Raw genomic sequence first — 23,636 nt, 5'->3', positions numbered from 1 at the left:
ACCGATCCTAAGTGCAGCCCGTTTGCCGCCCTGGGCGCTGTTGCGGGGATCACCGCTAGCCTGATCGGCATGGCTATTCGGGACGTGGTGAGCGCGGATGGAACGAACATCGTCTACCGGGTGAGTGGCCGGGCGGACGCCCGTCCGCTGGTGCTGTTGCACGGTTGGTCGGCGGATCTGCGCTGCTGGGGGCGGGCGGCCGACGAACTCGCGGCGCGCTTCCTGGTAATCGCCGTCGACCTGCGCGGCCACGGTTATTCCGATGCGCCCGCTACCGGCTACGACGATCCCAAGAACTGGGCCGCCGACGTCGCGGCCGTGCTGGCGGGAGAGGGCATCGAGTCGGGGGCGCTGCTGCTCGGCTGGTCCTACGGCGGCATCGTCCTCAGCGACTATCTGACCGTCTACGGCACCGGCGCGGTCGCGGGCGTCATCTATTCGGGTTCGATGGCCAATCTCGGTCGCGGCGTCCCCGGCGCGGAAACCGGCCCGGCCATGCAGGCCGCGATTCCCGGCGTTTTCGAGGAGAGCGCAGGCCGGGCGGTGCGCGCATTCGGCGCCTTCGGCAACGCCAACACCGGCCCCGGCGCGGACAAGGGCCCCGATGCTCAGCGGCTGTTCGGCATCAGCCTGGCCACCCCACCGGCGGTGCGCAAGGCACTGTTCTATCGAACCGTCGACAACACGGAAACCCTTCGCACACTGGATGTTCCGGTGCTGGTGCAGCACGGGACCGCCGACCCCGTCGTTCCGATCGACAACGGCCGCTACATCTTCGAGGCCGTTCCCGACGCCCGCGCGTCGTTCTGGGAGGGCGCCCAGCACGGATTGTTCATCGAGGACCATGCCCGGTTCGTCGCCGAGGTCAGCGAGTTCGCCGACAGCCTGTGAACGCGCCTGCGCTGTGAGTCGATTCACCAAACCCGTGTGATAGCTCTCACTTGGAAGGGTGAGGGCGGCGACGCCGGGAATGCACCGTGCACTATGGATAGTGTGAGTCAACGCCCGGACCTACGGCCGAACCGTGTCGCCGTGCTATCGGTGCACACCTCACCACTGGCTCAACCGGGCACCGGCGACGCGGGCGGCATGAACGTCTACGTACTGCAGACCGCCCTGCAGTTGGCCCAGCGCGGCACCGAGGTGGAGATCTTCACCCGAGCCACCGCCTCCAATCTCCCGCCCGTGCAAGAGGCCGGTCCCGGCGTGCTGGTGCGCAATGTGGTAGCGGGCCCGTTCGAGGGCCTCGACAAACACGACCTGCCCACCCAGCTGTGCCCGTTCACCGCCGAGGTGCTGCGTCAGGAGGCCAGGCACCTGCCCGGCTACTACGACCTGGTGCATTCGCACTACTGGCTGTCCGGCCAGGTCGGCTGGCTGGCCAGGGACCGCTGGCGGGTGCCGTTGGTGCACACCGCGCACACCCTGGCCGCGGTGAAGAACGCGGCGCTCGCGGAGGGCGACTGTCCGGAGCCGCTGACCCGCGAGATCGGCGAGAAGCAGGTGATCGCGGAGGCGGATCGACTGGTGGCCAACACCGCCGAAGAGGCGCGGCAACTGGTCGAGCTGTACGGCGCGGCGCCCGAGCGCATCGATGTGGTGCCGCCCGGCGCGGACCTGACCCGCTATCGGCCCGGTGACAAGGCGGCGGCGCGGGCGGCGCTCGGCCTCTCCGCGGACGAGCAGGTCGTCGCGTTCGTCGGGCGCATCCAGCCGTTGAAGGCGCCGGACGTCCTTGTCCGCGCCGCGGCCGAAGTACTGCGCGCCGATCCCACACACAAGCTGCGCGTCCTGATCGTCGGTGGCCCGTCCGGCACCGGCCTGGAACGCCCGGACGCGCTCATCGAACTGGCCGCCGCGCTCGGCATCGCCGACCGGGTCACCTTCCTGCCGCCGCAGCCGCCGGATCGCCTGGTGCTCGTCTACCGCGCCGCCGATCTGGTCGCGGTGCCGAGCTACAACGAATCCTTCGGACTGGTCGCGATCGAGGCCCAGGCCAGCGGCACCCCGGTCCTCGCCGCCGACGTCGGCGGGCTCGGTACCGCCGTCCGGCACGGTGAAACCGGCCTGCTCGTGCCCGGTCACCGGACCCCGGACTGGGCTGGTGCCCTCGGTTACCTGCTCGACGACGCCGACCGCCTGCGCCGGATGAGCGGCCGCGCGGTCGAGCACGCGGCGAACTTCTCCTGGGAGCACACCGCCGACGGATTGCTCGCCAGCTACTCCGCCGCGTTGTCCGATTTCCGCGAGGAGCGGGCCGGGCTCGGCGCCGGACGATTGACCGCGGGCGGCACTGCTCGCGGCGCGTTGCGTGACGACGTGCGTGATCGGGTACCCGGTGAACGCACTAACCTGGAGTCCAGCCAGGCCAGATCGCGGGCGCTGTGGCGGCGCCGGATGGGAGCACGTCGGTGAGTGAGCGTCAGCGAGGCGAGTCGTGAGTGAGGCAACCGCGCAGCTCATCGATGAGACGCTGCGCGACCGGGAAATCGAATACACCCGTTCCGGCGAGGAGACCTTCGTGGTCATCCTGCCCGGCGAGCGCAAGCTGAAGACGACCGTGATGCTCACTCTCGGCAAGCACGGGGTCCGCATCGAATCGTTCGTCTGCCGCAAGCCGGATGAAAACTTCGAGGGCGTTTACAAGTTCCTGTTGCGCCGCAACCGCAGGCTCTACGGCGTCGCCTACACCCTGGATCGGGTCGGCGACATCTATCTGGTCGGCCGGATCGCCACGCACGCCGTCACCGCCGACGAACTCGACCGGGTCTTCGGTCAAATCCTCGAGGCCGTCGACGCCGATTTCAACGTGCTGCTCGAACTCGGTTTCGCCGAATCCATTCGCCGGGAATGGAAGTGGCGCGTCTCGCGCGGCGAATCGCTGAAGAATCTACGTGCCTTCGAACACCTGGTAGACGCCGCCGACAAGCCGTAAGTCCCGAAAACGCCTGCCGGTCAGCCGAGTACCGGGAAATTACCGCGAAAGTGGCCTGCGGGCCTCGTCGGTGTCGCCGCTCGCGCCGTGGCCCCGCGGCTGGACCGAGACGATCAGTCCTCGGTTGCGGGCGTACCGTGCGTCAGCATCGGGCTGAGCATCGGGTGCCGGTCGACGCCGACTTCGCCGACGCGGTCGTCATCGGTCGGGCGGCAATGTGACACGGATACCGCGCGGCGGAAAGGAGCACGGGTGACAATCGCTTGTGGTTCGGATCGTGAAGGCGGTACCGCGATGACAGTCCTGGCTCTGGATATCGGCGCGACGAAGTTCGCGGCGGGTGTGGTGCAGCACGGCCGGAAGGTGCGTGACGTGCGCCAGGTCGATGTGCCGCCCGAGTCGGTCTGGGCTGCCTGCCGCGATCTGCTGCTCGAGGTGGCGGGCGATGCCAACATCACCGCCGTCGGCATCGGCTCGGCCGGACCGGTCGACGTCCGCACCGGCACCACCGGCCCGCTGAACATCCCCGAATGGAAAGCGGGGTTCGCGATCGTCGCCGCCGTGCAGGAGCTGTTCCCCACCGCGGCGATCCGATTCGCCATCGACGGCGCCTGCCTCGCGCTGGCCGAGCACCACGTGGGTGCGCTGCGCGGGGTGCCGGACGCACTGGCGATGACGGTGTCGTCGGGGATCGGCGGCGGGATCATCGCGGACGGGCGGGTCATCCTCGGCCGGACCGGTAATGCCGGTCATATCGGTCATATCGTGGTGCCCGGCTGGGACGTGCCATGCGGCTGCGGCGGCGTCGGCTGCGTCGAGGCGGTCGCCAGCGGCATGTCCTCGGTGCGCTGGGCGGTCGAGCAGGGCTGGCGCGGCGAGACCGGCGCCCAATTGGCCAAGGCCGCGCACAGCGGCGATGAGATCGCCCTCGCCGCACTGCACCGGGCGGGCACCGCGCTCGGCCAGGCCATCGCCTCGGCCGCGGCGCTGCTCGATGTCGACCGGGTGGTCGTCGGCGGCGGCTTCGCGCGATCCGGTGAGCCGCTGTGGAATCCGATGCGTGCGGCGCTCGACAAGCACGCCCGCCTCAACTACCTGCGCGAACTGCGCGTCATCCCGTCGCGCATCACGCACGGCGCGACCCTCGTCGGCGCGGGTGTCCTCGCCGCCGGACACGCTACTGCCGACGACATCGTCTGAGACCCGGCGCCGATTCCGGCGCCGGGCGATGGCCGCCGGGCCACCGGGGAACCTGGTGACGGTCTTTTCCGCGCGTGGGAGGATGGCCGCATGACCTACACCCTCGTGCTGCTGCGCCACGGCGAGAGCGAATGGAATGCCCTGAACCTGTTCACCGGCTGGGTGGACGTGCACCTGACGGACAAGGGCATCGCCGAGGGCAAACGGGCGGGGGAGTTGCTGGCCGAACACGGCATCCTGCCCGACGTGGTCTACACCTCGCTGCTGCGCCGCGCGATCAGCACCGCCAACATCGCGCTGGACGCCGCCGACCGGCACTGGATCCCGGTGATCAGGGACTGGCGGCTCAACGAGCGCCACTACGGCGCGTTGCAGGGCAAGAACAAGGCGCAGGTCCGCGACAAGTACGGCGACGAGCAGTTCATGCTGTGGCGCCGCAGCTATGACACCCCGCCGCCGCCGATCGACCCCGCCGACGAGTACAGCCAAGAAGGCGACCCCCGCTACGCGGGCATCGACGTCCCGAAGACCGAATGCCTGCTCGATGTGGTGCAGCGGATGGTCCCGTACTGGGAGTCGACCATCTCCAAGGAGCTGCTCACCGGCAAGACCGTTCTCGTAGCAGCGCACGGCAATTCGCTGCGCGCCCTGGTCAAGCACCTCGATCAGATCTCCGATGCGGACATCGCGGGCCTGAACATCCCCACCGGCATCCCGCTGCGCTACGAACTGGACGAAAACCTCCGCCCGGTTCGCCCGCGTGAATACCTGGACCCGGAAGCGGCCGCCGCGGGCGCCGCCGCCGTCGCCAATCAGGGCGGCAAGTAACCCCGCACCCCGACCCACAACGCGCTGCGCCCGAATCGGTCGCAGCGCGTTGCCATTTCGTCACCCTCGAACGGGTCATGGGGGTCGACGGGTGCACCCCCTCGTGTGATTCGTCGCCACCATGCGCCCACACGCCCCCGCTGTCGGATTGTCTCGCTGCTTGGTTGCTGGGGTATTGGGCTGTGGCGTGATTTGTGCTGGTCAGCCGTGTTCTTCAACACACCACCAAGCTGAGTGCCAGTGGCGGATGGCAAGTTGAGCCGGACAGGCGGTAAGTAGTCATTCTCCCGTGGTCTGCCCAGAGGAACGTGCGTTACCTGCACTTTGGGCCTGGCATACTAGCCCGAGTTGCTCTATGTGAACCGCTATTCAAATCAGGTACGTGTTACCCCTTGTCATTACCGACAAGTAGGTATGTACACTTTGGGCGTTCGACCAGTCGAGAGGTGGATCACGTCCTGATGAAGTACGCGTTACGCGCCACAGTGGGGGCAGTTGCCGCCGCGATGCTCATGCCGTTCCTCACCAGCGGCGCTGCCGCCGCGCCGACGCCGACCGGGCCCGACGGCGGGGCCGCGGGAGCGGCCTGGGCGGCCACCGAGGATGGTCCGCAGCAGTACCCGAACATCTACATCGAATGGGACGTCCCCATCACGATGAGCGACGGAACGGTTCTGAAGGGCAATGTCTATCGCCCCGCGGACGCGTCCGGCCGGCCCATCGATACGCCGACGCCGACGGTCGTCAACCTCACCCCGTACACCAAGCTGGTGTCCAACCTGGCCGACCACGCGCAGTCCATCCCCGGCCTGTCCGACGCGCTGCTCGGCTTGTTGCGCGAGATCGATATGACCGGCACCCCGCTGTCCGGCGTCACCGACCTGACCAAGGCGTTCGGCGGCGGTGAGCTGCGCAACTTCACCGTTGACCGGCAGCTCATCAAGAGCGGCTACTCGCAGGTGGTCGTCGATGTGCGCGGCACCGGCTTCTCCCAGGGCACCTGGGACATGCTGCGCCAGCGCGAACAGCAGGACACCGTCGAGGTGATCGACTGGACCGCCCGCCAGGCCTGGTCCAACGGCCGCATCGGCATGAACGGCATCTCCTACTCCGGTATCAACCAGGTGCAGGCCGCCGAGAAGCGCCCGCCCGCGCTGCAGGCGATCTTCCCGGTGGTGCCCGGTAGCGACCTGATGAACGATGTGCTCGCGCCGGGCGGCGGCTTCGGCTTCAACTTCATCCCGCTGTGGCTGACCGCCATCAACGGGCTCAAGCTGGTGCCCGATTTGGCGTCGGTGCTCAACGGGCAGTTCGACACCAAGTGGCTGGCCGACCGCGCGCGAGATCCGTTGACGTTCATGGACGTGCTGCTCAACGTCTACACCACCGCCCGCGTCGAAGACCTGGACCCGCGCGCCAAGGAACTGCTGACCGGCAGCTCCCGTCCGCGCGACGGCTGGCTGAGCGATCCGTCCAAGATCCAGGTGCCGACCTTCGTCACCGGCGGCTGGCACGACCTGTTCACCTACTCGGAATCGAAGATCTACAACGAGATTCCGCTGCCCGCGGGCAAGAAGCAGCTGCTGATGGGCAACACCTACCATCTGAACTCAGGCAACGAGTACGCCAAGCCCGGTTTGCCGCCGCGGCTGGACGTGTTGCAGCGCGCCTGGTTCGACAAGTGGCTCAAGGACATCGACAACGGCATCGACCAGTACGGCCCGATCACGTTGCGCCAGCAGGGCGGCGGCTGGATCACCACCGACTCGTTCGCCGCGCCGACCGGCGGTACCGGTGCGCAGGACGCGACGCATCGGCGGATGTATCTGTCCGCCAACCGCAGTGGCACCGCGAACAGTGTGTACGACGGATCGCTCACCGCGGCCGCCAACGGCGACACCGCCCGGCTCACCATCGCGCCCGGCCTGACCAGCCTGTGTTCCAATGACGCGGCACAGGGCAGCGCGGGCGTGCTGTCGATCATCGACGGCTGCGCGAAGGACTCCCGGATCGAGGAAATGAACGGGCTGACCTTCACCAGCGATCCGGTCGCGGAGCCGACCACCGTCTCCGGACGGATCGCGGTGCGGCTCAACACTGTTCAAGACGCCGCGGACGGCTACTGGGTGGTCACCGTCAACGATGTCGCGCCGGACGGGCAGTCCACCGTGCTGTCCTCCGGCCAGCTGATGGCGTCGCTGCGCGAGATCGATGAGGCCAACAGCAGCAAGTCCGCCAATGGCGACTACACCGACCCGCGGCCGTTCACCTCGCTGGAGCACCGGCAGCCGACGGTGCCCGGTGAGGCGACGACCCTGGATATCACCATGCCCGCCACCGAGGCGATCCTGCAGCCGGGACACCGCCTGCGCGTGGATGTCTACGCGGGCAACTTCCCGAAGGGCCTGCCGATCCTGCCGATGCTGCTCGATACCGGACTGAAGCCGCAGCACGTGCAGCTGGATCCGAACCGGCCGAGCTTCGTGAATGTCCCGGTGCGCGGTAACCCCGGTTGGTGACACCGGTGTGAAGACCCGAAAGGGCGTCTTCAGTTCGAATCATTCGAGCGAAGGCGCCCTTTTTATTTCGGCGTGCTGCCCGTTCCGCAGGTAAATCTTTGTGACCCTGCACGATTTTTCGCGGTTCTCCAGCGAACCGCGTACAGCTTTTGCTTCCCTCCCTACGGTTAGAGAGCATCTGTTTCCCGAAGAGAGTGGATTCAATGAGGTATGCGCTCCGAACCGCGGCATTGGTCTTCGCGGCGATGGCCTTGGCCCCCTTCCTTTCACCCTCGGCCGCCGCGACGCCGGTCGGTCCGGACGGCGGCGCGACCGGTGCGGCCTGGGCCGCGACCGAGGACGGCCCGCAGCAGTATCCGAACGTCTTCATCGAATGGGACGTGCCGATCACCATGAGCGACGGCACCGTGCTCAAAGGGAACGTCTATCACCCGGCCGACGCGACGGGCCAACCGATTACGACGCCGACGCCGACCATCGTCAACATGACGCCCTACACCAAACTGGGCTCGATGATCGCCGACAGCATGATCTCGATCCCGTGGTTGTCCGACGCGGTGATGCAGGTGGCGCGCGATATCGACCTGTCCGGCACGCCGTTCTCCGGCATCACCGATCTGACCAGGGCGCTGGGCGGTGGGCTGCTGCGCAACTTCACCGTCGACCGTCAGCTGATCAAAAGCGGATACACCCAGGTGGTCGTCGACGTCCGGGGAACCGGCTTCTCTCAAGGTATGTGGGACCTGCTGCGCTATCGGGAACAGCAGGACACCGTCGAGGTGATCGACTGGGCGTCCCGGCAGCCGTGGTCCACCGGCGACATCGGCATGAACGGCGTCTCCTACTCCGGCCTGAACCAGCTCCAGGTGGCCGCGAAGAACCCGCCCGCGTTGAAGGCGATCTTCCCGGTGGTGCCGAGCCGGAACCCGTTCCGCGACTTGGTCGCCCCCGGCGGCGGCTTCGGCATCACCTTCATGCCCGCCTGGCTGGCCGCGGTCAACGGCGGCAAGCTGGTACCGGATCTGGCGTCGGTGTTCCGCGGCCAGTTCGACATGAAGTGGCTGATGGATCGGCTCGCCGATCCGTTCACCTTCGTCGATGCGTTGGTGAACGTGCTGATCACGCCGGATATCAACCAGCTCAGCCCCAAGGTGCAGGAGGTGCTGTACTCCGACAGCTCGTTCCGGCGGGCCTGGGAGAACGACCCGACCCGAATCACCGTGCCCACCTTCGTGACCGGCGGCTGGCACGATGTATTCGTCAATTCTCAGGCCGATGTGTACCGGCGGATCCCGTTGCCGCCCGGGCAGAAGCAGCTGTTGATGGGCGACGGCTACCACATCAGCAATGGCAACGAATCCGGCCGTCCCGGCCTGCCGCCGCGGATGGACGTGTTGCAGCGAACCTGGTTCGACAAGTGGCTCAAGGGAATCGACAACGGAATCGATGAATACGGCCCGGTGACGGTGCGCCAGCAGGGCGGCGGCTGGATCACCGCGCCGTCTTTCCCGCAGCCGGGTACCGAGCATCGGCGGATGTATCTGTCCGCCGCGCGGAGCGGCACCGCGACCAGCGTGCACGACGGATCGTTGTTCGCCGAGCCGAGTCCGAGCGTGGACCGGCTCACCGTCGCGCCCGGTCTCACCGGTCTGTGTTCGCGGGACGCGGCGCAGGAGACCATCGGTGTTGTCTCGATCATCAATGCCTGTGGCAAGGACTCGCGGATCCAGGAGCTCAACGGGCTCACCTTCACCAGCGCTCCGGTCGCCGAGCCGACCAGCATTTCCGGCCCGATCGCGGTTCGGCTCAATACGATTCAGGACGCGACCGACGGTTACTGGGTTGCCACGGTGAATGATGTCGCCCCCGACGGACAGTCGACCGTGCTTTCCTCGGGGCAACTGGTCGCCTCGTTGCGCGCCATCGACGAGGAACGCAGCACCCGCCTGCCGAACGGCGACTACACCGACCCGGTGCCCGACCTGTCGCTGGACAGCAGGCAACCCACGGTGCCGGGAGAGCCGACGGCGCTGGACATTTCGGTTCCCGGCATCGAGGCGGTGCTACAACCCGGCCACCGGTTGCGGGTCGACGTCTACGCGGGCAACTTCCCGAAGGGCCTGCCACCCACCCCGCTGCTGGTGGAGAGCGGCCTGCGCCCGCAACACCTGCTGCTCGACCAGAACCAGCCAAGTTTCGTGAATATCCCGGTGCGCGGAAACCCGGGCTGGTAAACCGTAACCCGGTCTGAGCGTGCACTTATCGCGCATCAATGCTCGATCTCGCGGGGTATGAGCGAGTAGTGCGCGCTCAGGCCGGGTCAGCTGGGCCAACCGATCAATCGACCACGGCGAACGCCGCTTCCAACGGCGGGAAGATCGCCCGCGCGTCCTGCCCGGCGAACCACAGCCCGACGGTGAACACCGACACCGCCTCCAGGTACTTCGCCCGATGCAGCCCGCCCGCCGAAAGCGGTTGCAGCATCAGGTCTTCGACCAGCGTGGTAACCAGCGCCAGCGCGTCCGGGTCGTCACCGCACAGCGGCACCGCGAGCCTGCGCTCCTCGAACACGCGGGTACCGCCGGCCCAGACCTCCGCCGCACACACATTGAACGCCTTCACCACGTGCGCACCCGGTGCGCTTGCCGCAACTCGTTCGGCGACAGCGTCCTGCGCGAGCACGAAGGCCATCACCCCCTCGGGTGCGGCGGTGTCCGGCTCGAAGGCGTTGGTGCAGTCGATGACAGTCCGTCCGGCGAGCAGTCCGTCGACCGTGCGCAGCACTTCGTCCAACGCCTGCACCGGCAGCGCGAGCAACACCACGTTGCCGAAACTCGCGGCATCGCGGATGGTTCCGGCCTTCGCCCCGATGTCCGCCGCCAGTTCCGCCGCCGCGGCCGCCGATCTGGCGCCGATGAGGACTTCGTGCCCGGCCGCGGCCCACCCGCCACCCAGCGCCCGCGCCATCGCACCCGCGCCGATGATTCCGATTCGCATATCCACTCCTAGCTCGGTACTTCTTCGGTAACGACGCTAGGAAGTTCGATAGGCACCCGCGGGTGCGCAATACGGCTGGCAAGCTGGAATCCATGACCGCAGTGCACGCCGAGCCGATCACCGCCGAACGGGTGGAGTTCGCGCCCTACGGCGATTTCGAATCCGACTGCCCGGCCCGGATGGGTGTCGACGTCTTCGGCAACTCGTGGCTACCCGTGGTCGTCTACATGCTGCGCGAAGGCCCGATGCGTCCCAGCGACCTGCGCGCCGCCATCGGCGGCATCAGCCAGAAGATGCTCACGCAGACCCTGCGCCGGATGGAACGGATGACGCTGATCGAACGGCGCCGCTACGCCGAAGCCCCGCCACGGGTCGAATACGAATTGACCGAAGCGGGCCGAGATCTCCTCACCCCCATCTACGCCCTCGGCGACTGGGTCGACAAGCACGGCCGCGCGGTCGGTGCGGGCCTGGCCGGGCGGGCCGACGAAGACGACTGACTGGTCGGCACACGGCTACTCACGGGCCCTGGCTAACTCGACCCACACCCTCGGTCGGCCGCCAACGGGACAATTGCGACACTTACGTCCGGACTGGCGACCCAGCTAGGCGTAACAGGACGTAAACGGTGGGCTAACGGGGCCAGAAGTGGCCATGACCTGCACGAAACATCGCGTACCCGGAGTTGGTTACGTCCTTCACGACCGTACGATTCAAGTGTGAGTGTTCCGCAAGCCGTGCTACTGGCAGTCCTTGCGGCTGTCGTAGGGCTGGCAGTCGGCGGGCTACTTATCCCCTATATGAACGCCAGGCAAGCCGCCCGCAGGCAGGCCGACTCCGGCCTGACGATGTCGCAGGTCCTCGATCTGATCGTGCTCGCATCGGAGAGCGGCATCGCGGTGGTCGACGAGTACCGCGACGTGGTGCTGGTGAACCCGCGCGCCGAGGAACTCGGCCTGGTCCGCAACCGCCTGCTCGACGAGCGCGCCTGGGCCGCGGTGGAGAAGGTGCTGGCCACCGGCGAGTCCGCCGAGTTCGACCTCACCGCCAAGAATCCGGTGCCCGGCCGCGGCCGCATTGCCGTGCGCGGTGTGGCCCGCCAGCTATCCCGCGAGGACACCAACTTCACCGTGCTCTTCGCCGACGACGATTCCGAGCAGGCCCGGATGGAGGCCACCCGGCGCGACTTCGTCGCCAACGTCAGCCACGAGCTCAAGACGCCGGTCGGCGCGATGAGCCTGCTGGCCGAGGCGATGCTCGAATCCGCGGAGGACCCGGAGGCGGTGCGCCACTTCGGGCAGCGGGTTCTCGGCGAATCCCGTCGGCTCGGCAAAATGGTGACCGAACTCATCGCGCTGTCCCGATTGCAGGGCGCGGAGAAGCTGCCCGAGCTCGAGGTGGTCGATGTGGACACTGTCGTGATGCAGGCCGTCGACCGCTCGCGCACCGCCGCCGAGGCCGCGGGCATCACCGTCAGCACCGATCGGCCCAGCGGGCTCGAAGTGCTCGGTGACGAAACCTTGCTGGTCACAGCCCTGTCCAACCTGGTGGAGAACGCGATAGCGTACTCACCGGCCGGTTCACATGTATCGGTCAGCCGGTCATTACGTGGCGACCATGTGGCGATGGCCGTGACCGATCGTGGCATCGGCATCGCGAAAGAAGACCAAGAGCGGGTGTTCGAACGTTTCTTCCGGTCCGATAAGGCCCGCTCGCGCGCCACCGGCGGTACCGGGCTGGGCCTGGCTATCGTCAAGCACGTGGCCGCCAACCACAACGGTGAGATCACCCTGTGGAGCAAGCTGGGCACCGGTTCGACGTTCACCCTGCGAATACCTGCCCACCTCGAGGCCGACGGAGAAGAGGATTCCGCCGGTCCGACGGTGAGCATGAGAGAAACAAGCCCGCGCCCCTCGGGGCCGGGCCGACCCAATGGTGTGGAGGCACGCAGATGACGAGTGTGTTGATCGTCGAGGATGAGGAGTCGCTGGCCGATCCGCTCGCGTTCCTGCTGCGCAAGGAGGGTTTCGAGGTCACCGTTGTCGGTGACGGACCGTCCGCGCTCGCCGAGTTCGATCGGTCCGGTGCGGACATCGTGCTGCTCGATCTCATGCTGCCAGGCATGAGCGGCACGGATGTGTGCAAGCAGTTGCGCACCCGCAGCGGCGTACCGGTGATCATGGTGACGGCAAGGGACAGCGAGATCGACAAGGTGGTCGGGCTGGAGCTCGGCGCCGACGACTATGTGACCAAGCCGTACTCGGCGCGCGAACTGATCGCACGCATTCGGGCCGTGCTGCGCCGCGGCGCGGGCGACGAGCTGGACGGCACCAACGAGAGCGGCGTGCTGGAAGCGGGCCCGGTCCGGATGGACGTGGACCGCCACACCGTGCTGGTGAACGGCAAGCCGGTAACGCTGCCGCTCAAGGAATTCGACCTGCTCGAATACCTGCTGCGCAACTCCGGCCGGGTGCTCACCCGCGGCCAGCTGATCGATCGGGTCTGGGGCGCCGACTACGTCGGTGACACCAAAACCCTTGACGTGCACGTAAAGCGCCTGCGCTCCAAGATCGAGGCCGACCCGGCCAAGCCGGAGCACCTGGTCACCGTCCGTGGACTGGGCTACAAACTGGAGGCTTGACGCCATGTGCTCACGAAACTCGACTACTGATTTCGTGAGCACATGGGTAACTCGTCGGGCACCAGCGAACTAGCGGGCAGTCCCGCCGCCTGCCGCCAACGTCACTGTCGCGGCACTCGAGTCTGGCCTGAAGACGCGGAGAGGCGGGGGAGCCGAGGGCTATGCCCTCGGCCGTCGTCCGCTGATGTCAGGGCAGGTAGGTCCAGGTGGGGCCGACGCCGGGAACGTCGATCTTGCGCAAGGTGATCCAGCCGAGGGCGTCTTCCTGCATGCAGTCGTAGACATCGGCCGCGCTGGTGCCGCGGCAGGCGATGGTGTTGTTGACCCCGTACGGGCTCATGATCACGTTCTTGCCCGCCGCGGCGGCGTTGATCGCCTCGGGGGTGTTGGCGGGCACGAAGTCCGCGGTGAAGTCGGCGTACTTGGCGGGGTCACCGTTGGGTTCGGCGTTGGCGATTGCGGGGAAACAGAGTGCGGCGCCGATCGAAACGGCTGCCAGGGTCAACACTTTCTTGGACATGACCGCACATCAAACCGCAAACAAGTGAAGTTCGCATGCCTCCGAGGTGAACGGAGTGCAAGCCCTCATTCCGAGGGCTCAGGCGGTCGCGGAGTTGTGCGTCCGGTTCGCGTGCACCGTCGCCGGATGAATTGCGATGAGGCCGAGGCCTTCTCGGCGTCGGCAATGTCTGGCCAATTCCTCGTAGGCAGGAGCGCCGAGCAATTCTTTGAGCTCCGGACCGTAGGACTGCCACACGGGACGCGTGCCCACATGTGCGTCGGGCGAACCGGAGCAGTACCAATCCAGGTCCGCGCCGCCGGGGCCCCAGCCGCGGCGGTCGTATTCGGTGACGGTGGTGCGCAGGATCTGCACGCCGTCCGGCCGGTCCACCCAATCCTGGGTGCGCCGGATCGGCAGCTGCCAGCACACGTCCGGCTTCACCTCCAGCGGCTCGATACCGCGGCGCAGCGCCATGGTGTGCAGCGAACAGCCGACGCCGCCTTCGAAGCCGGGCCGATTGAGGAAGATGCAGGCACCGTCGAAGCGACGGGTGCGCAAGGCGGGCTCGTCCTCCAACTCGTCGAGTTCCAGGTAACCCTTCTTGGTGATCTTGCCGTCCGCGTCCCGCGCCGCACCCATGAGCTGCCAATCCGCTGGTGTGAGCATTTTCACAGCATTCTGCAGGCGCTTGCGATCGTCCTTGTCGGACAGGAAGGCACCGTGTGAGCAGCAGCCGTCGTCGGGACGGTCGGACAGGATGCCCTGGCATGCCGGGGTGCCGAAGACGCACGTCCATCTCGACAGAAGCCAGGTCAGGTCGGCGACGATCAGATGCTCGTCGTTTGCTGGATCGACGAACTCGATCCATTCGCGCGGGAAATCCGGATCGACCTCGGGGCTCGGATCGATCTTCCCCGCTGGTCGGGGCCGGGTCGGCCCACTGGCTGCTGCGCCTACCGTCACACCTCGGAACGCTAACAGTTCAGTCGCCTGGCCTAAAGGGCCGGATCACCCAGTACCGTGTTCTTGTGCGGCTTGGGGTACTCGATGTCGGAAGCAATACCGTCCACCTGCTGGTGGTGGACGCGCATCGGGGTGGTCATCCCATGCCGATGAGCTCGACAAAGGCCGCTTTACGGCTGTCGGAGAACATCGATGCCCAAGGCCGGATCACCGAGGCGGGCGCGCAGCGGCTGATCGCCACCGTCGCCGAATTCGCCAGCATCGCCGAGACTTCCAAGTGCGTCGAGCTGATGCCGTTCGCCACCTCCGCGCTGCGTGAAGCGGCCAACTCCGAAGACGTGCTCGGGCGTGTCCGCACGCAGACCGGAGTCGACCTGCAGGTGCTCTCCGGCGTCGACGAGGCGCGGCTGACCTTTCTCGCGGTGCGCCGCTGGTTCGGCTGGAGTGCGGGCCGCATCCTCAACCTCGACATCGGCGGCGGTTCGCTGGAAATGTCCAACGGCGGCGACGAAGAACCCGATGTCGCGCTGTCGCTGCAACTCGGTGCCGGGCGGTTGACCAGGGAGTGGCTGCGCGAGGATCCGCCGGGTAAGCGCCGGGTCAACGTGCTGCGCGACTGGCTCGACGCGGAGCTGACGCTGCCGGCGAAACAGCTGATAGACGCGGGTAAACCGGATCTGGCCGTCGGTACATCGAAGACCTTCCGCTCGTTGGCCAGGCTGACCGGAGCGGCACCCTCGGCGGCGGGTCCTCGGGTGCGTCGTACACTCACCAGCTCAGGTCTGCGCCAACTGATTGCGTTCATCTCCCGGATGACCGCGTCAGACCGTGCAGAATTGGAAGGCGTAAGTTCCGATCGGTCACAGCAATTGGTGGCTGGCGCATTGGTCGCGGAGGCGAGTATGCGGGCACTATCGCTGGAGTCCATCGAGATTTGTCCGTGGGCGCTGCGGGAAGGTCTGATCCTGCGCAAACTGGATACCGACATGAATGGCGGACCCCGGGCGACATGCTTACCGGGCCCGGCAGCCAATAGTGGCCGCCCGGCGCCCGATAGTGCGGTCGCGCTGGGGCCGATGGGAACGGTTACGTCATGAGTGAGCGCAGCGAACGAATCGTGTTACAGCGTGCTTCGCGCGTGACGGCGCCGAGCGCCAGCGAGGCAGAGTCATGAGTGAGGATTCCAAACAGCTATCGGTCGCCGAGCTGTTGGCCCGCAACGGTCAACAGGGTGCGTCGTCCCCTGGCGGTGGCCGACGCCGCCGCGGTGGCCGCGGCATCTCGGTGGCCGAACTGACGGGTGACATGCCCGCCATCGGCAGCGGTCACTCGTCGCACGCCGCGCCCGACCCCGGAGTGCCCGACGAGCCCAGCTACGAAACACCGGCGTATGAACCTCCCGCGCCGGAACCGGTTTCGTACACACCGCCCGCCCCGGCGCCGGAACCCTCCTCGTATTCACCGATATCCGGCCCGATCTCGATGTACGACCCGCTCGCCGCCTACGCCCAGCCCGAGCCGCAGGCCGATCCGCTGCCCGGCCGCTCGAACCGGGTGATGCCGGGCCGGGAGATGCCGGGCTCGCGACACGGCACGCCCGCCGACCCGCTGTCGTCGCGCACTCCGGTCACCGACCTGTACGCGCCGTCGCCCAATCCGTACGCCCCCTCACCCAACCCCTACGCACCGTCGCCCAATCCCTATGCGAGCGATCCGGAACCCAGTGCGGCCGCTCCGCGTTCCGGTCGCCGGCGCCGGTACGCCGAGCCGGACGACGAGACCACCGAGGTGCGACCGCTCCGCGAGATCGGCAAGCCGGAGCGCGGCGGAGCGAGCACAGCCCTGCCGGACCGCGCCGGATCGGGCGGCCGGGCCGAGCGCAACGGTGCCACCGGCGGCCGGGCCGCCCGGCGCCGCGCGGCCGAGGCCGAAGCCGAGGAGGCCGCACCCGCGACCGCGGCGTGGTCGCCGTCGGCGACCGATTTCGAGCCGGAGCCGCTGCCGGAATCGAGGGCCACCGCGCCATGGCCGCCGGCGCCGGAACCGCCGCCGGAACCGCAGCGAAGGTCGGCGCAACGCAACGGCGCCGCCGATGGCGGGTTGCCGGCCTGGTCGGCTCGACGACGCAAACCTGATGCGCCACAACGCAACGACGCGCCGCCGGAGTCGGCGGGCATCTCCACCGCCGCGTGGTCGCTGGCCAGCCAGGACCAGCAGCTCGTTTCCGGCCAGACGGTGGCGGGCGACCTGCTCAGGGACGGTGTCGAGCGGGCCGAACGCGCGGGTGCCGAACGCGCGGCGGAGCGTGCCGGGCGCGGCAAACGCGGTCGCAGCGGTGATGCGGGCCGCGCCCCCGTCGACGAGCTCGACCTGTACGACGGCAAGACCGACTACTTCGAGCCCATCGACCTGGACGCCGAGGACGACGAGCACGAGCCCCTCGACGAGGACGAGCAGGCCGACCACGACCTGTCGCCGCGCCGCTCCCGGGTGGCGCGCAAGGCGGAGTACGACGCCAACCGCCGCCAGTGGCTGATCCTGGGCGGTCAGAGCACCGGCGCGGCCGTCGCGGGCATGTTGCTGTTCAAGGGTTTCGAGCGGATGTGGGAGATGCTCCCTTGGGTGGCGCTGACCCTGGCGATGATCGTGATTCTGGGCCTGGTGGCGCTGGTGCGGATCCTGCGCCGGACCGACGACGTGCTCAGTACGGTGATCGCGGTCGTCGTAGGCGTCTTCGTCACGCTGGGACCGCTAGCCTTTCTGCTCAGTACGGACTGAGGCAGGGAGCGGCTGTGGGGAATATCGGGCAGGCGGAAGGCACGTCGGATCGACGGCAGATTCTCGTCGGACTCTCGACGGCGTCGGTGTACCCGCAGAACACCGAGGCGGCGTTCCGGTACGCGGCCGACCTCGGATACGACGGCGTCGAATTGATGGTCTGGGCCGAACCGGCCAGTCAGAGCATCGCCACCGTGCAGTCCTACGCCCGCAAGTACGACGTGCCGGTGCTCGCGATCCACGCGCCGTGCCTGCTGATCTCGCAGCGGGTCTGGGGCTCGGACCCGGTCGCCAAACTCGAACGCAGCGTGCGCACCGCCGAGGCACTCGGCGCGCGCACCGTCGTCGTGCATCCGCCGTTCCGCTGGCAGCGCCGTTACGCCGAGAACTTCGCCGCCCAGGTCGCCGAGCTGGAGGAACACAGCCCGGTCATCGTCGCGGTGGAGAACATGTTCCCGATGCGCGCCGATACCTTGTTCGGGCGCGGCTCGCGCGCGGTGAAACGGCTCGAGCGGCGCGGCGGGCCCGGCATCGGGCTCACCGCGTTCAGCCCGTCCTACGACCCGACCGATACCGGTTTCCAGCACTACACCCTCGACCTGTCGCATACCGCGACCGCGGGCGCGGACCCGTTGGCGCTGGCCGCCCGGATGGGTCATGGCCTGGCACACCTGCACCTGGCCGACGGCCGCGGCGCCGCGCACGACGAGCATCTCGTGCCGGGTGAAGGCACCCAGCCCTGCGTCGAAGTCTGCGACACCTTGGTCCGCAACGGTTTTGCCGGTCAGGCGGTCGCCGAGATCAACACCCAGAACGCCCGCACCACCCAGGACCGGGCAGCGATGCTGCACCGCACCCTCGCCTTCGCCCGCCTGCACCTCAACGGCCAAACCGCGCCCGCGCCAACCTCTGCCCACCGCGCCTGACGCGAAATCCCAGCGGCACAACAACATTGGTAGCCAGGTGCTGCTGAAGTCCCATGCCACCAGTATCTGGGTGCGTCCCGTCGCACCGTCCTGACCGAGGGGAATGCGGACCCGCAGCCGAGTCGTTCTACGCTGTACGAACGCCGCGTACCAGCAACCCTGATGCCGCCGCGGCCGGTGGAACGACAGGAGTGACGATGACGACGGAGCTGGACCTCGACCGGGTCACCGAGACCGATGCCCCGTTCAGCCGGGTGCTCGCGCTGACCGAGCTGCCCGCGAAGACCGCCGACACCGGTCGCTACCTGGGCAGCATCGACAAGACCTGGACGATCGGCAAGAAGGTGCACGGCGGCACCATGGTCGCCGCCAGCGCGGCGGCGGGCCTGAAGTGGCTGCGCGCGGCCGACCCGGCACTCGCGGGCATGGCGCCGATCGCCGCCAGCTCCGACTTCCTCGGTGCACCCGATCCCGGCGAGGTCGAATACGAGGTGCACATCCGCAAGGTAGGCCGCCAGATCTGCCTGGCCGACGCGAACCTGATCCAGCACGGCCGCACGCTGGTGCGCACCGCGCTCACCTTCGGTCACCTCGACGACGCCGAGCCGCGCTACGCACAGGAGCACGGCGACATGCCCGTCGAACCACCCGCCGACGCGATCGGCTACGAACCCGGCTCGGCGATGGGCAGCCTCGTGCACGTCGGCCAGGCCACCGAGCTCTTCATCGATCGGGCGTGGGCCCGCTTCCTCGACGGCGAAAAGGCCGAGCCGCGCCTGCGCCTGTGGATCCGACCGCGCGCCGCCGACGAGCAGGACCCCGAGGTCGGCATGCTCTTCGCGATGATGAGCGCCGACATGAGCCCGCCGGTTCCGATGAACCTCGGCCAATTCGGCTGGGCTCCCACCGTCCAGATGGCCACCTACCTGCGGCGCAAGCCGGCCCCCGGCTGGCTGCGCATCATCGCCAGCACGCACGAGGTCGGCAATCACCTGTTCGACGAGGACCAACTCGTCCTCGACCACACCGGCGCGGTGGTTGCCCAGAGCCGTCAATTGGCGCTCATCCCGCAGCGCTGAGGCCACTGGCGACGGCAGGCCGACCGGCACGGGGATCTTCGACTCGGTTTTACGGCACGTAACATCTGGTTTCGTGCGCACAGGGGTAACTCCAGGGGTACCCCCAGAACTTGGCCAAGCACCTGACCGCCGGTCCGCGACGTAACCAGAGCGGCACTTACGACCGGCAAGAAACGCGGAGAGGCGGATATGCGAATTGCGGTGATCGGTGGCGGTCGCATCGGGGAGGCGTTGATCGCGGGCTTGCTCGAATCCGGGCGGCCGGCGAAGGACATGGTTGTCGTCGAGACCTTTCCGGAGCGGGGCGCACAGATTGCCGAGCGGTTCGGCGTCCGGGTGACGGACTCGGTGGCCGATGCCGCGGTCGGCGCGGATCTCTTGGTCGTCGCGGTCAAGCCCGCTGATGTCGACGCGGTGATGACCGCACTCGGCAAGGCCGCGCTCGCCGACAACGCGAGCGTCGGCAACGACCGGGACCAGATCCTGGTGTCGCTGGCCGCCGGGGTGCCGACCGCACGGCTGGAGGCGAAGCTGCCCGCCGGTTTCCCGGTGGTGCGGGTGATGCCGAATACGCCGATGCTGGTCGGGCAGGGCATGAGCGTGATCGCGCCGGGTCGCTACGCGCGTCCGCAGCAACTGGAGCTGGTGACCGAGGTGCTCGGCGCGGTCGGCAAGGTGGTGGCCGTCGCGGAGTCGCAGATGGACGCGGTCACCGCGGTCTCGGGTTCCGGGCCCGCCTACTTCTTCCTGGTCGTCGAGGCCTTGGTGGACGCGGGCGTCGGCCTCGGGCTGACCCGCGACGTCGCCACCCAGCTGGTGGTGCAGACGATGGTCGGCTCGGCGGCGCTGCTCGAGGAGTCCGAACAGACCGCGGGCGAGCTGCGAGCCGCTGTCACGTCACCGGCGGGCACCACCGCGGCGGCCGTGCGCGAGCTCGAGCGCGGCGGAATTCGGTCGGCGTTTCTGGAGGCATTGCACGCGGCCAAGCAGCGCTCGGCCGAACAGGGCAGTCCGGGCGAGGGCGTCGGCGGCGTCGGATAAGCCGCTGGGGGCGCGGAGCAACACCATCGGCAGGCCTTCCCTGGCACCTCGGGATCGTGGACACGCACAATCGGAAAAGCTGATTTCTCACTCCCGTCGCAGTAACACCACTGGTCCCGCTAAGCTTCAAGGAGCACGTGCGTGTCTGTTCCGCCGGTGGGGAAGCCGGCGGCGCGGACGTGCCGGAGGTCAATGGTGCAATGATGTCTAACAAGATGTCTGCAAGTAGCTCAGGGAGTTCGAGCGGCTCCGGCCCCTCGAACGCCCGGGCTGGTTCCCGGGCGCAAGGCGGCTCGGGATCGCAGGGTCAACCCATGCTCGGTGGCACTCAATTCCTCACGGTCGCCGAGGTGGCGAGTCTGATGCGAGTGTCCAAGATGACGGTGTACCGGCTCGTGCATTCCGGTGAGCTGCCCGCGGTGCGGGTAGGTCGTTCGTTCCGGGTGCATGCCAAGGCGGTGCACGACTATCTCGAAACGTCCTACTTCGACGCCGGATGAACGGCTGACTCGCCTGCGCTCGTCCGAGCGCGGACCGTCGACGGACTACCTCCGGCGACGTTGGATCAGGCGGTTTAGAAGCAAGCTGGACGTGCCGGTACGATAGACCCTCGGTTCGTGTTCGCCCGCCGGTGGCATCGCTTTGTGGTGCCCGGTGGTACCCGGCGGCGCGGACACTGGGCGTGAGGCTTGCCGAGCGACCGGTCAGTTGGCGTACGTGAGTAGCGTGCGCGCCGAGTAGAGAGAACGCGAGGAACAACCCTATGGGTTCTGTGATCAAGAAGCGCCGCAAGCGCATGTCGAAGAAGAAGCACCGCAAGCTGCTTCGCCGCACACGTGTGCAGCGGCGCAAACTCGGCAAGTAAGCGCTGCGCGTCGGCTGGAAGGCCCGTCACCGGTCAGGTGGCGGGCCTTTTCGTTTGAAATATTTAATTTTGAAACCACGCGGTGTATCGGGTGACCGAAGTCATCGTTAGATCCTGGTAAATACCAACGGAACCCGCGAACGCAGCGGCTACCCTAGGAACCGGGGAATAAATGAAATGGGGGCTTGCCAAGGTGGGATGCGGTGCCGGTGGGTTCTGACGCTCGAGACGGACACACGCCGAAGGTCGTGCTGGTCACCGGTGCCAGCCGCTTCTTCGGAGGCAACGTGGTCGCGCGGCTCGCGCAGGATCCCAGCATCGAACGCATCATCGCCGTCGACACCATGACCCCCGCTCGTGAGCTGCAGCGACGCATGGGCCGAGCCGAGTTCGTACGCGCGGACATCCGAAATCCATTGATCCGTAAGGTGATCGATGGTGGCGCGGTGGATACCGTGGTGCACGCCGCGGTGCTGGCGCGGCCGCCGGCCGGGGCCGCACGCGCGGTGATGAAGGACCTCAACGTGCTCGGCGCCATGCAATTGTTCGCGGTATGCCAGAAGGCGCCGACGGTGCGCCGGGTCGTCGTGCGTTCCTCCTCCGCCGTATACGGCTGCAGCGCGAAGGATCCCGCGAAATTCACCGAGGAAATGAGCGCGCGCACGCCGCCGCGCGGCGCGTTCGCGCGCGACATGATCGAAATCGAAGGTTTCGTCCGCGGGCTCGCGCGTCGCCGTCCGGATATCGCCGCGTCTATTTTGCGTTTAGCGCCGATCGTCGGGCCGCGGCTGGCGAGCCGCGGCGTGCAGTATCTCCGTTCGCCGATCACGCCGACGGTGTTCGGCCGCGACGCGCGGATCCAGTTGCTGCACGAGGAGGACGCGGTCGCGGCGCTCGCGCACGCGGCGCTGGCCGCGGGCGGCGGCACCTACAACATCGCGGGTGACGGTGCGCTGGCGCTGTCCCAGGCGGTGCGCCGGGCCGGCCGCATCGAACTGCCGGTGCCGTTCGCGCTGTTCCGCACCGCGGGACGGGTGCTGATGGGTCCGGTGATGCGCGAATTCTCCGGCGAGCAGCTCGACTATTTTCATTTCGGTTGTGGCCTCGACACCACCCGGATGCGTGCCGAACTGGGGTTCGTACCGCGCTGGACCACGGTGCAGGCCTTCGACGACTTCATCGGGGGCGCAGCGTTGCGGCCCGTGGTCGATCCCGGGTGGATCGACGCCGCAGAAAACAAACTGCTCGGCCTGCTCGGGGCCGGTACGGGAGCACAACAATGAACGACGTAGCGAAAGTGATCCACCTTCACGACGTGCAGGACGAGGCGCGTCCGCGCCCGACCGCCCGGCGCTGGCCGGAACACGTGCAGGGCGAAGCGCCCAGTCCGGTGACTTCGCTGACCGAGCGGCTGGCGGCCACCGAACCTCCTGTGCCGCAGTCGTTGTCGGACCTGGTGCGCGGCGCGCTCGGCAAACAGATCGGCAAGACCGCCGACTTCGCCAGGCGCAGGCTCACCGGCGACTACCAGGTGGACGAATTCGGTTTCGACGAACACCTGCTCGAGTCGGTCATCCTGCCCGCGCTGCGGCCGCTGTCGGAGCTGTGGTTCCGGGTGCAGGTCAGCGGGATGGAGAACATCCCGGAGGCGGGCGGCGCGCTCATCGTGGCCAACCACGCGGGCACCGTCCCGCTGGACGGGCTGATGTTGCAGCTGGCCATTCACGACCGGCACCCGAAGCAGCGGGCGCTGCGCCTGCTGGCCGCCGACCTGATCTTCGAAATGCCGGTGCTCGGCGTGCTGGCCCGCAAGGCCGGACACACGCTGGCCTGCCGCGAGGACGCCGAACGGCTGCTGCGCTCCGGCGAACTCACGGGTGTGTTCCCTGAGGGCTTCAAGGGCGTCGGCAAGCAGTTCTCCGACCGCTACAAACTGCAGCGGTTCGGCCGCGGCGGTTTCGTGGCCGCGGCGGTGCGCACCGGCGTGCCGATCATCCCGTGCTCCATCGTCGGTTCCGAGGAGATCTACCCCAAACTGGCCGACCTACAGCCGCTGGCCCGGCTGCTCGGCCTGCCGTACTTCCCGGTGACGCCGCTGTTCCCGCTGCTCGGCCCGCTCGGCGCGGTGCCGCTGCCGTCGAAGTGGTACATCGAATTCGGCGCCCCGATTCCGACCACCGCCTACGAGCCGGAGGCGGCCGACGACCCGATGACCATGTTCGAGGTCACCGACCAGGTCCGCGAAACCATCCAGTCGACGCTCTACAAGCTGCTCACGAAGCGCCGCAACCCGTTCACGGGCTGATCCGCTCGTCCCACCCCTTGGTCGTCCCGCGAACGGAGTCCACGCCCCCGTCACGCA

General features: G+C 67.8%; 22 protein-coding genes. 19 read left to right on the top strand and 3 right to left on the bottom strand.

The window, feature by feature from the left end; translation table 11 throughout:
- The first annotated feature begins 69 nt into the window (after positions 1–69).
- The 7 genes from KV110_RS38140 to KV110_RS38110 all read left to right on the top strand — a co-directional run bounded on the left by KV110_RS38140 (position 70) and on the right by KV110_RS38110 (position 9,716).
- On the top strand, positions 70–891 hold the full coding sequence (locus KV110_RS38140) for an alpha/beta fold hydrolase (protein WP_218471953.1): 822 nt from the start codon (positions 70–72) through the stop codon (positions 889–891).
- A gap of 93 nt (positions 892–984) precedes the next feature.
- Positions 985–2,415 (top strand): D-inositol-3-phosphate glycosyltransferase, encoded by a 1,431-nt coding sequence (gene mshA / locus KV110_RS38135; protein WP_218471952.1) that lies wholly within the window; start codon positions 985–987, stop codon positions 2,413–2,415.
- Positions 2,416–2,437: 22 nt separating this feature from the next.
- Positions 2,438–2,935, top strand: coding sequence for a type III secretion system chaperone family protein (locus KV110_RS38130; protein ID WP_218471951.1), 498 nt, complete (start codon positions 2,438–2,440; stop codon positions 2,933–2,935).
- 294 nt (positions 2,936–3,229) lie between these two features.
- Positions 3,230–4,135, top strand: a complete 906-nt coding sequence (locus tag KV110_RS38125; RefSeq protein ID WP_218471950.1) for an ROK family protein — start codon at positions 3,230–3,232, stop codon at positions 4,133–4,135.
- 90 nt (positions 4,136–4,225) lie between these two features.
- On the top strand, positions 4,226–4,963 hold the full coding sequence (locus KV110_RS38120; protein WP_218471949.1) for a phosphoglyceromutase: 738 nt from the start codon (positions 4,226–4,228) through the stop codon (positions 4,961–4,963).
- 461 nt (positions 4,964–5,424) lie between these two features.
- On the top strand, positions 5,425–7,482 hold the full coding sequence (locus KV110_RS38115) for a CocE/NonD family hydrolase (RefSeq protein WP_218471948.1): 2,058 nt from the start codon (positions 5,425–5,427) through the stop codon (positions 7,480–7,482).
- Positions 7,483–7,685: 203 nt separating this feature from the next.
- On the top strand, positions 7,686–9,716 hold the full coding sequence (locus KV110_RS38110; RefSeq protein WP_218471947.1) for a CocE/NonD family hydrolase: 2,031 nt from the start codon (positions 7,686–7,688) through the stop codon (positions 9,714–9,716).
- Positions 9,717–9,819: 103 nt separating this feature from the next.
- Here KV110_RS38110 and KV110_RS38105 read toward each other — a convergent pair whose 3' ends face one another.
- Positions 9,820–10,479 (bottom strand): NADPH-dependent F420 reductase, encoded by a 660-nt coding sequence (locus KV110_RS38105; protein WP_218471946.1) that lies wholly within the window; start codon positions 10,477–10,479, stop codon positions 9,820–9,822.
- A gap of 92 nt (positions 10,480–10,571) precedes the next feature.
- Here KV110_RS38105 and KV110_RS38100 point away from each other — a divergent pair, with 92 nt between their 5' ends.
- From KV110_RS38100 to KV110_RS38090, 3 genes are all read left to right on the top strand, one after another.
- The gene (locus KV110_RS38100) at positions 10,572–10,979 is read left to right on the top strand and encodes a winged helix-turn-helix transcriptional regulator (protein ID WP_218471945.1); all 408 of its coding nucleotides are present in this window, start codon (positions 10,572–10,574) and stop codon (positions 10,977–10,979) included.
- A 219-nt stretch (positions 10,980–11,198) separates the two neighbouring features.
- On the top strand, positions 11,199–12,434 hold the full coding sequence (locus tag KV110_RS38095) for a sensor histidine kinase (RefSeq protein ID WP_218471944.1): 1,236 nt from the start codon (positions 11,199–11,201) through the stop codon (positions 12,432–12,434).
- Positions 12,431–13,120, top strand: a complete 690-nt coding sequence (locus KV110_RS38090; RefSeq protein WP_069160635.1) for a response regulator transcription factor — start codon at positions 12,431–12,433, stop codon at positions 13,118–13,120. Before KV110_RS38095 ends, KV110_RS38090 begins: the two co-directional genes overlap by 4 nt.
- A gap of 187 nt (positions 13,121–13,307) precedes the next feature.
- Here the strand turns inward: KV110_RS38090 and KV110_RS38085 are convergent, their stop codons facing one another.
- Together KV110_RS38085 and KV110_RS38080 are read right to left on the bottom strand one after the other, a co-directional pair.
- A complete protein-coding gene (locus KV110_RS38085; RefSeq protein WP_246634216.1) occupies positions 13,308–13,640 on the bottom strand; it encodes a hypothetical protein in 333 nt (110 codons plus the stop codon).
- Between the two features lie 78 nt (positions 13,641–13,718).
- On the bottom strand, positions 13,719–14,531 hold the full coding sequence (locus tag KV110_RS38080) for a DUF3109 family protein (protein WP_218479400.1): 813 nt from the start codon (positions 14,529–14,531) through the stop codon (positions 13,719–13,721).
- Between the two features lie 119 nt (positions 14,532–14,650).
- Between KV110_RS38080 and KV110_RS38075 the strand changes: the two genes are divergently transcribed.
- From KV110_RS38075 to KV110_RS38035, 9 genes are all read left to right on the top strand, one after another.
- Positions 14,651–15,682, top strand: coding sequence for a Ppx/GppA family phosphatase (locus KV110_RS38075; RefSeq protein ID WP_218471943.1), 1,032 nt, complete (start codon positions 14,651–14,653; stop codon positions 15,680–15,682).
- 73 nt (positions 15,683–15,755) lie between these two features.
- Positions 15,756–17,363: a hypothetical protein gene (locus tag KV110_RS41730; protein ID WP_246634214.1), complete on the top strand. Its 1,608-nt coding sequence runs from the start codon at positions 15,756–15,758 to the stop codon at positions 17,361–17,363.
- 14 nt (positions 17,364–17,377) lie between these two features.
- Positions 17,378–18,289: a sugar phosphate isomerase/epimerase family protein gene (locus tag KV110_RS38065; protein WP_246634213.1), complete on the top strand. Its 912-nt coding sequence runs from the start codon at positions 17,378–17,380 to the stop codon at positions 18,287–18,289.
- Between the two features lie 197 nt (positions 18,290–18,486).
- Complete coding sequence (locus KV110_RS38060) at positions 18,487–19,368, top strand: thioesterase family protein (RefSeq protein WP_218471942.1); 882 nt, start codon at positions 18,487–18,489, stop codon at positions 19,366–19,368.
- Positions 19,369–19,557: 189 nt separating this feature from the next.
- Positions 19,558–20,409 carry a pyrroline-5-carboxylate reductase gene (gene proC, locus KV110_RS38055; protein ID WP_218471941.1) on the top strand — a complete coding sequence of 284 codons (852 nt, stop codon included), beginning with the start codon at positions 19,558–19,560 and terminating at the stop codon, positions 20,407–20,409.
- 215 nt (positions 20,410–20,624) lie between these two features.
- Positions 20,625–20,909, top strand: a complete 285-nt coding sequence (locus KV110_RS38050; RefSeq protein ID WP_378734303.1) for a helix-turn-helix domain-containing protein — start codon at positions 20,625–20,627, stop codon at positions 20,907–20,909.
- A 263-nt stretch (positions 20,910–21,172) separates the two neighbouring features.
- Entirely contained in the window at positions 21,173–21,274 is a 102-nt protein-coding gene (locus KV110_RS38045) for a 30S ribosomal protein bS22 (protein WP_003402602.1), read from the top strand.
- A gap of 209 nt (positions 21,275–21,483) precedes the next feature.
- Positions 21,484–22,557 (top strand): NAD-dependent epimerase/dehydratase family protein, encoded by a 1,074-nt coding sequence (locus KV110_RS38040; protein WP_246634838.1) that lies wholly within the window; start codon positions 21,484–21,486, stop codon positions 22,555–22,557.
- A complete protein-coding gene (locus KV110_RS38035) occupies positions 22,554–23,579 on the top strand; it encodes a lysophospholipid acyltransferase family protein (protein ID WP_218471940.1) in 1,026 nt (341 codons plus the stop codon). The genes KV110_RS38040 and KV110_RS38035 overlap by 4 nt, the downstream gene beginning before the upstream one ends.
- The last annotated feature ends 57 nt before the right edge of the window (positions 23,580–23,636 follow it).

Source organism: Nocardia iowensis, assembly GCF_019222765.1.
Classification (GTDB): domain Bacteria; phylum Actinomycetota; class Actinomycetes; order Mycobacteriales; family Mycobacteriaceae; genus Nocardia; species Nocardia iowensis.
Note: the sequence above shows the minus strand (reverse complement) of the source record. Positions and strands in the feature narration are given on the sequence as shown.